Source organism: Allobosea sp. CRIB-10, assembly GCF_900112185.1.
Taxonomy (GTDB): Bacteria; Pseudomonadota; Alphaproteobacteria; order Rhizobiales; family Beijerinckiaceae; genus Allobosea.
In genome coordinates, this window is record NZ_FOKP01000055.1 from 1 (window position 1) to 7,735 (window position 7,735).

Sequence of the window (7,735 nt, forward strand, 5' to 3'; positions counted from 1 at the left end):
GCCCGAAAGCTCGTCACAATCCTCAACGCCGTCATCCGGGACAGACAACCATGGCGCGAACAAACCGCTTGACCAACAAGACAGTCGCTCACCCCTCCCCATCCGGGAGAGGGGATCCCGCGGGTATCCTGTTCGTCTTTGCCGCTGGGCTCCTGCGCCCTGCCGGTCAGGAAGATTGCCGCGACCCTCAGAAACTCACCTGACCTGTCAGCAGCGAAACGCCTTCTTAACCTAACCGGCTCTTTAATGCGGACCGTAGAGTTGCGTCGTTCGCGAGTGCAGAGTCCATGCGTAAGCAAGTCGAGCTGGCCGTCCCGAAATCCGTGGTTCGCGTCGTGTCGGTCTGCGCCCTCGCGGCCGGCCTGGGCGCCTGCTCCTCGGAGGCGATGCGCTTCACCGAGGCGCCCTTCAGCAATCCCTTCCAGACCGCGCAGGCTCCTAGCCCCCAGCGCGATCCGGCGACAACCGGCTCGATCGGCCGCAATGCGCCACGCCAGTCCTATGAGACGGCGTCCGTCTCCGGCAATCCGGGCGTGCGCAGCCAGCCGCTGCCGCCACCGACCGCTTCGGTCGCCTCTCGTCCCGCGCCAATGACCGCTCCGGCGCCAAGCGCACCCGGCTCGGCCGCCGGCTGGAGCGCCCAGGGTGGCACGCCGATCGTCGTCGCCCATGGCGAGACGCTCGAAGTGATCTCGGGCCGCTATGGGGTGCCGCGCTCGGCGCTGATGCAGGCCAACGGGCTCTCGGGCGAGGTCACGCCCGGCTCGCGCATCGTCGTCCCTGTCTATAATGGCGGCGGCTCCCAAGTTGCCGCGCGCCAGCCCACGCCGAACGACAATCGCTTCGAGCAGCCCCGCCTCGCGCCGCCGCCGGTGTCGCGTCCGGTCGCCGCTGCCCCAGCGCCGGCCCCGAAGGCGGCCGCAGTCGATGCCAGGGCCCAGGCTGCCCAGGCCAAGGCCCAGGCCGCCGCCGAGGCCAAGGAGAAGGCCGCCGCCGACGCCAAGCGCATGGGCGAGGCCCGTGCTCGCTTCGCCGCCGAGGCCAAGGCCAAGGCGGCCGCCAAGGCCGCGGGCGAGACCAAGACCGCGGCGCTGCCGGCGCCGGCTCCTGCCGCGCAGCCGGTCAAGCCGAAGTCTGCCGCGCCGGTCGTCGCCAGCGCGCCGGCCGATAAGGTCACGCCCCAGCCGAAGGCTGTTGCGCCCGCTCCGGAGCCGAAGCTGGCCGAGCCGCAGACCACCGCCAGCCTGCCCAAGGCCGAGGAGCCGGCTTCGTCCGGCGCCGATTTCCGCTGGCCGGCCCGCGGCCGCGTCATCGCCGGCTATGCCGGCAGGGGCGGCAATGAGGGCATCAACATCGCCGTGCCGGAAGGCACGCCGGTCAAAGCCGCCGAGGGTGGCGTCGTCGCCTATGCCGGCAGCGAGCTCAAGGGCTACGGCAATCTGGTGCTGATCCGCCACCCGAACGGCTATGTCTCGGCCTATGCCCATAATGGCGAGCTCAGCGTCAAGCGCGGCGAGCAGGTCAAGCGCGGCCAGGTCGTCGCCAAGTCGGGCCAGTCCGGCAACGTCAACTCGCCGCAGCTGCACTTCGAGCTGCGCAAGGGTTCGACCCCGGTCGACCCGATGCCCTATCTCAGCAGCAGCAACTGATCCGAACCAGACGCAATTCCGGACGCGAGACCGCTTCGCACTTTCGCTGGAATGGCTTTTACACTTCGGCCGGTATTCGCGAGACCCCGCCGGTCGATACGAGGCGGGGCGGTCCCAGGAAAGGCCGCCCCGTTTTGCTTTTTTCACCTTCTCCCCTCGGGGGGAGAAGGTGTCTGCGACGCAGACGGATGAGGGCGGAGCGACCGGGTGAGAACGGGACAGGTTGACCTGTCGTTCCCTCATCCGTCAGCGCTTCGCGCTGCCACCTTCTCCTCCGAGGGGAGAAGGAAGAGTCATCCCTCCAGCTTCGTCTCCAGCCGCCCGGCCAGGTCCTGGATGTATTGCCAGGCGGTACGGCCCGAACGCGAGCCGCGCGTCGTCGCCCATTCCAGGGCCTCGCGACGCAACTGCTCCGGCTCGATCGTCAGGCCGAAATGGCCGACATAGCCGTCGATCATCGCAAGATATTCGTCCTGGCTGCACTTGTGGAAGCCGAGCCAGAGGCCGAACCGGTCCGAGAGCGAGACCTTCTCCTCGACAGCCTCGCCCGGATTGATCGAGGTGGAGCGCTCGTTCTCGACCATCTCGCGCGCCAGCAAATGCCGGCGATTCGAGGTCGCGTAGAACACGACGTTCTCGGGCCGGCCCTCGACGCCGCCGTCGAGCGCCGCCTTCAGCGACTTGTACGAGGTGTCCTGCCCGTCGAAGGAGAGATCGTCGCAGAAGACGATGGCCGGGTGCGGATCGGCCTTGAGCAGACCCATGAGCACCGGCAGGCTCTCGATGTCCTCGCGGTGGATCTCGATCAGCTTGAGCGGGAGGGCGCCGGCAGGCAGCCGCTGGTTGGTGTCGGCATGCACCGCCTTGACCAGCGACGATTTGCCCATGCCGCGCGCGCCCCAGAGCAGGACGTTGTTGGCCGGCAGGCCGCGGGCGAAACGGTCGGTGTTCTCGGCCAGCGTGTCGCGCACCCGGTCGACGCCGCGCAGCAGCGACAGCGCGACGCGGTTGACCTTGGCGACCGGCGCAAGTTCATGGCCCGCGGCATGCCAGACGAAGGCGTCGGCGGCTGTGAGATCGGGCTTGCGCCTGGCCAGTGGGGCGAGGCGCTCGAGCGCGTCGGCGATGCGCAGCAGGGTGGCGAGCGTCGGGTCGAGGGCAGTATCGGTCATCGCTGGTAGTCCGCTGATATGGTGTACCGAACGGTACGGTACGCTCATAACTCTCCACGCCCCTGAAAGGCAAGGCCATTGCGCGCAGGGCAGCGAGCGCTTAGCTGGGGGATGCGGTCGAAAGACCCGCCGCTTTCGATTGATTTCACGACATCGCTGGCTATAGTCCGCGCGATTTTGCAACCCCCGCGCCGGCCGGCCGTCAATCGGCGGCGACGTGAAGGAGCCTTCCCGTGATCACCCCCGCTTTTGCCCAGGGCCTTGGAGGCGGCGGCACCAACGACGTACTGATGTCGCTGGTTCCGTTCGTCCTGATCTTCATCATCATGTGGTTCCTGATCATCAGGCCGCAGCAGAAGCGGGTGAAGTCGCATCAGGAAATGATCAAGAACGTGCGCCGCGGCGACACGATCATCACCTCGGGCGGCATCATCGCCAAGGTCTCGAAGGTGGTCGACGATACCGAGATCGAGGCCGAGATCGCCGATGGCGTGCGCGTGCGCATCCTCAAGGGCATGGTGTCGGACGTGCGCGCCAAGGGCGAGCCGGTCAAGAGCTGAAGGCCGTGAGGCGCGGGGCCTGAAAGGCGCCCGCGCCCGCCAACAAGGCTGTTCATACAGATGCTTCGTCTCCAGGCCCGCAAGGTCATTCTCGTTCTGCTCGTGCTGGTCTTCGGCTGCGGGCTCGCCGTGCCGAACCTGTTCTCGCCCGAGACCCGCAAGGCGATCGAGCAGGGCGCTCCGGCCTGGATTCCGCGCTTCCTGCTGCCGATCCATGCGATGACGCTCGGCCTCGATCTGCAGGGCGGCTCGCACGTCCTGCTCGAGATCGACCGTGCCGACCTGATCCGCAGCCAGGTCACGCAATTGCGCGACGATGTCCGCCGCATCCTGCGCGAGGAGCGCGTCGGCCTGCAGGGCGGCATCGGCCTGACCCCGCGCGGCGTGCAACTGCGCGTGCCCGAGGCGGCCGACCGCGCCAAGCTGATGCCGAAGCTGCGCGAGCTCGCCCAGCCGATCGGCACCCTCGGCGCCTTTGGGCCCTCGGGCAACCAGTCGATCGAGGTCACCGAGAACCCCGACGGGCTGATCCAGCTCAACGTCACCGAAGCCGGCGCGAATGAACGAATCCGCCGCGCCGTCGAACAGGCGATGGAAGTGCTGCGCCGCCGCGTCGATGCGCTCGGGACCACCGAGCCGAACATCCAGCGCCAGGGCCTCGACCGCATCCTGGTCCAGGTGCCGGGCCTGCAGGACCCGCAGCGCCTGAAGCAGATCCTCGGCGAGACCGCCAAGCTGCAGTTCCGCATGGTCGCGGATGCCAATGCCGGCGATGTCGACATGCTGCCCTCGCAGGACCAGGGCGGCCAGCCGATCCCGATCAGCCGGCAGGTCATCGTCGAGGGCGAGGATCTGATCGACGCCCAGCCGGCCTTCGACCAGCGTACCAGCCAGCCGATCGTCAATTTCCGCTTTAACATCCGCGGCGCCCAGCGCTTCGGCCAGGCGACGACGGAGAATCTTGGCCGCCAGCTCGCCATCGTGCTCGACAACAAGGTGATCTCGGCTCCGGTCATCCAGTCGCCGATCACCGGCGGCTCCGGCCAGATCTCCGGCAACTTCACGGTCGAGGCGGTCAACAACCTCGCCATCCTGCTGCGCGCCGGCGCGCTGCCGGCCAAGATGACGATCGTCGAGGAGCGCACCGTCGGCCCCGGCCTCGGCCAGGATTCAATCCAGGCCGGCAAGACGGCCACCGTGATCGCGACCGTGCTGGTCATCCTCTACATGATCGGCAATTACGGCCTCTTCGGCATCATCGCCAGCATCGCACTGCTCGTGCACGTCTGCCTGATCCTCGGGCTGATGTCGCTCCTCGGCGCCACCATGACCCTGCCCGGTATCGCCGGCATCGTGCTCACCATCGGCACGGCGGTCGATTCGAACGTTCTGATCTATGAGCGCATGCGCGAGGAATCGCATCTCGGCAGATCGTTGGTCTCGGCCTTGGAGGCGGGCTTCACGCGCGCCTTCGCCACGATCATCGACTCCAACGTCACCATGCTGATCGCCGCAGTCGCGCTGTTTGCGCTCGGCTCCGGCCCGGTTCGCGGCTTTGCCGTCGTCTTCATCCTGGGCATCCTGACCACGGTCATCACCGCGGTGACGCTGACGCGCATGCTGATCGCGCTCTGGTATCGCTGGGCGCGGCCGAAGGCCCTTCCGTTCTGATCCCGCAGGCCAGGAGATAACAGACCATGCGCCTGCTTCGCATCGTTCCCGACAACACCAAGTTCCGCATCGTCCACTGGCGGCGGCTCGCCTATCCGTTCTCGGCCGCCTATTCGGTGCTGGTGCTGGTGCTGTTCCTGACGGTCGGCCTCAATTTCGGCATCGATTTCCGCGGCGGCACGCTGATGGAGATGCAGGCCAAGAGCGGCAAGCCCGACATCGCCCAGGTCCGCCAGACCGCCAACAGCTTCGGTTTCGGCGAGGTCGAGGTCCAGGAATTCGGCAGTGCCGGCGACCTCTCCATGCGCTTCGCGCTGCAGCCCGGCGGCGAGATCGCCCAGCAGGCGGTGGTGACCAAGGCGCGCGAGGCTTTCTCGGCGAATTACGAGTTCCGCCGCGTCGAGACCGTCGGTCCGCGCGTCTCGGGCGAGCTGGTCCAGGCCGGCACGCTCGGCGTCGTCCTCGCGATCATCGGCGTACTGGTCTATCTCTGGTTCCGCTTCGAGATGCAGCTCGCCATCGGCGCGATCGTCGGCACCATGCACGACATCGTGCTGACCATGGGCTTCTTCCTGATCACGCAGCTCGAATTCAACCTGACCTCGATCGCGGCGATCCTGACCATCGTCGGCTACTCGCTGAACGAGACCGTCGTGGTGTTCGACCGCACGCGCGAATTGCTGCGCCGCTACAAGACCATGCCGATTCCCGAGCTGCTCGACCTTTCGGTCAACTCGACCTTGTCGCGCACCGCGATCACCTCGACCACGACCATTCTCGCGCTGGTCGCGCTGGTCTTCTTCGGGGGCACGGCGATCGAGGGTTTTGCGCTCGTCATGCTGTTCGGCGTGATGGTCTGCACCTATTCGGCGATGTTCGTCTCGACGCCGGTGCTGCTCTATCTCGACGTCCGCGCCGGCCGCCTCGACCACAGCGAGGAACTGGCCGAAGCCAAGGCGCGAGTCTGAGGGTTGGTGGCGCAGCGCTTCGACGGTTTCGTCCCAGGTCGCTACCAGCTCGACGCCTTCGGCGCCGGTGGCTTCCGCTTTGCCGATATGAGTCATCGCGGCTCGATCCTGGCGACACCCTCCGGCATCCGGATCTGGCCGGTCACCTCCTTCGCCGAGGTGACGCTGGAAAGCTTGCAGCCGGTGCTCGACGAGGCCGGGACGATCGATTTCCTGATCCTCGGCATCGGCCACGACATCGCCTTCCTGCCGGCCGCGCTGCGCGATCCGTTCAAGGCCGCCGGCATCACCGTCGAGGCGATGGCGACGCCGGCCGCGGCGCGAACCTACAACGTGCTGGTCGGCGAGGAGCGGCGCGTTGCCGCAGCGCTGATCGCGGTGGAGTGAGGCGGGCCCGTCATTCCGAGCGTAGCAAAGCAATCCAGGGGCGGCAGGACTTCACGTTCTCCTGGATTGCTTCGTCGCTTCGCTCCTCGCAATGACGGGCATCGATCAAATCCCACCAGCCATGCCGCTCCCGCGTAGCCAAGCCAGCCGACCCGGCCTACACTGCCGGCGCTTCGACCCGCTTGGCGGCGGGAGCGGGGAGGGCGCATGACCACGAAAACCGAGGACCGCGCCGGCACTGCGCCGGGCCCGCTTTCCCAGGCCTATGGCCATTGCCTGGCGCTGGTGCGCGAGCATGATCCCGATCGCTACATCGCCTCGCTCTATGCGCCCGACACGCTCAGGCCCGGTCTGTTCGCCCTTTACGCCTTCAGCCACGAGATCGCCCGCGTGCGCGAACAGGTCAGCGAGCCGCTGCCGGGTGAGGTCCGCCTGCAATGGTGGCGCGATGTGCTCGAGGCCGGTCCGGATGCGCCTGCGCAGGGGCATCCGGTGGCGCAGGCGCTGCTCGACACCGTCAGGCGTTTTCGCCTGCCGATCGCCCCGCTCTCCGGCCTGATCGAGGCGCGCGTCTTCGATCTTTATGACGACCCGATGCCGTCGCTTTCGGATCTCGAAGGCTATGCCGGCGAGACCTCGAGCGCCCTGATCCGGCTCGCCTGCCTGGTGCTTGGGCAGGGCCGCGATCCCGGCGGCGCCACGGCGGCCGGCCATGCCGGCGTCGCCTATGCGCTAGCCGGGCTGATGCGCGCCTTCCCCTGGCATGCGGCCCGCGGCCAGGTCTATCTCCCGGCCGACCTGCTCAGCCGCAACGGCGTCACCCGCGAGGACATCGTGCGCGGCCGTGGCGGTCCGGGCCTGGTCTATTCGCTCAAGGAGATGCGGGCGTTGGCGCGCATCCATCTGCGCAAGCTCAACGACCTTGGCGCCACCGTGCCGGCGGCGATCCGGCCGGCCTTCCTGCCTGTCGCGCTGGTCGAGCCTTATCTCAGGCAGATGGAGCGGCGCGGCTACGATCCCTACCGCACCATCATCGGCCTCTCGCCGCTCAGGCGGCAATGGACGCTGTGGCGCGCGGCGCGAGCAGCGGGGCGCTGAGAACTGGCAGCGACGAGTAAGGCGCGGGGAACCCTCTCCTGGAAGGAGAGGGCAGGGTGAGGTGTAGGCCACCGGACCAGTTCCGCGAGCGCTCACCGCGCGGTCGAGTTCAGGCTCACGATTTCTCTCCCGAACCCTTGTAACTCTCATTTTGCCTCATCTGCTATACCAGCGGTTGCGGTGGCAGGTGGAAGACCGACAGCCCTGAGGGACACCAAGCCCGTGGGTGA

Annotated in this window: 7 protein-coding genes; 6 read left to right on the plus strand and 1 reads right to left on the minus strand. The window is 67.5% G+C overall.

Translation table 11 applies throughout. The features are described 5' to 3' along the window. Positions 1-287 precede the first annotated feature (287 nt). Positions 288-1,649, plus strand: coding sequence for a LysM peptidoglycan-binding domain-containing M23 family metallopeptidase (locus tag BMZ69_RS30610; protein WP_244543628.1), 1,362 nt, complete (start codon positions 288-290; stop codon positions 1,647-1,649). Between the two features lie 293 nt (positions 1,650-1,942). Here BMZ69_RS30610 and BMZ69_RS30615 read toward each other — a convergent pair whose 3' ends face one another. Then, positions 1,943-2,821 carry an ATP-binding protein gene (locus BMZ69_RS30615; RefSeq protein ID WP_092163795.1) on the minus strand — a complete coding sequence of 293 codons (879 nt, stop codon included), beginning with the start codon at positions 2,819-2,821 and terminating at the stop codon, positions 1,943-1,945. 290 nt (positions 2,822-3,111) lie between these two features. Here BMZ69_RS30615 and yajC point away from each other — a divergent pair, with 290 nt between their 5' ends. From yajC to BMZ69_RS30640, 5 genes are all read left to right on the plus strand, one after another. Next, the gene (gene yajC, locus BMZ69_RS30620) at positions 3,112-3,381 is read left to right on the plus strand and encodes a preprotein translocase subunit YajC (protein ID WP_092163796.1); all 270 of its coding nucleotides are present in this window, start codon (positions 3,112-3,114) and stop codon (positions 3,379-3,381) included. A 60-nt stretch (positions 3,382-3,441) separates the two neighbouring features. Beyond that, positions 3,442-5,052: a protein translocase subunit SecD gene (gene secD / locus BMZ69_RS30625; RefSeq protein ID WP_092163797.1), complete on the plus strand. Its 1,611-nt coding sequence runs from the start codon at positions 3,442-3,444 to the stop codon at positions 5,050-5,052. 26 nt (positions 5,053-5,078) lie between these two features. Next, positions 5,079-6,020 (plus strand): protein translocase subunit SecF, encoded by a 942-nt coding sequence (gene secF, locus BMZ69_RS30630; RefSeq protein WP_092163798.1) that lies wholly within the window; start codon positions 5,079-5,081, stop codon positions 6,018-6,020. Between the two features lie 6 nt (positions 6,021-6,026). Then, positions 6,027-6,407, plus strand: a complete 381-nt coding sequence (locus BMZ69_RS30635; protein WP_244543629.1) for an Mth938-like domain-containing protein — start codon at positions 6,027-6,029, stop codon at positions 6,405-6,407. Between the two features lie 207 nt (positions 6,408-6,614). Continuing rightward, a complete protein-coding gene (locus BMZ69_RS30640; protein ID WP_092163799.1) occupies positions 6,615-7,505 on the plus strand; it encodes a phytoene/squalene synthase family protein in 891 nt (296 codons plus the stop codon). Positions 7,506-7,735: the final 230 nt, after the last annotated feature.

What these genes read in the sequence shown, in the direction of transcription:
- BMZ69_RS30640 (WP_092163799.1), top strand. Translation starts at nt 6,615, where the DNA reads ATGACCACGAAAACCGAGGACCGCGCCGGCACTGCGCCGGGCCCGCTT.
- yajC (WP_092163796.1), top strand. Translation starts at nt 3,112, where the DNA reads ATGTCGCTGGTTCCGTTCGTCCTGATCTTCATCATCATGTGGTTCCTG.
- BMZ69_RS30610 (WP_244543628.1), top strand. Translation starts at nt 288, where the DNA reads ATGCGTAAGCAAGTCGAGCTGGCCGTCCCGAAATCCGTGGTTCGCGTC.
- secD (WP_092163797.1), top strand. Translation starts at nt 3,442, where the DNA reads ATGCTTCGTCTCCAGGCCCGCAAGGTCATTCTCGTTCTGCTCGTGCTG.
- BMZ69_RS30615 (WP_092163795.1), bottom strand. Translation starts at nt 2,821, where the DNA reads ATGACCGATACTGCCCTCGACCCGACGCTCGCCACCCTGCTGCGCATC.
- secF (WP_092163798.1), top strand. Translation starts at nt 5,079, where the DNA reads ATGCGCCTGCTTCGCATCGTTCCCGACAACACCAAGTTCCGCATCGTC.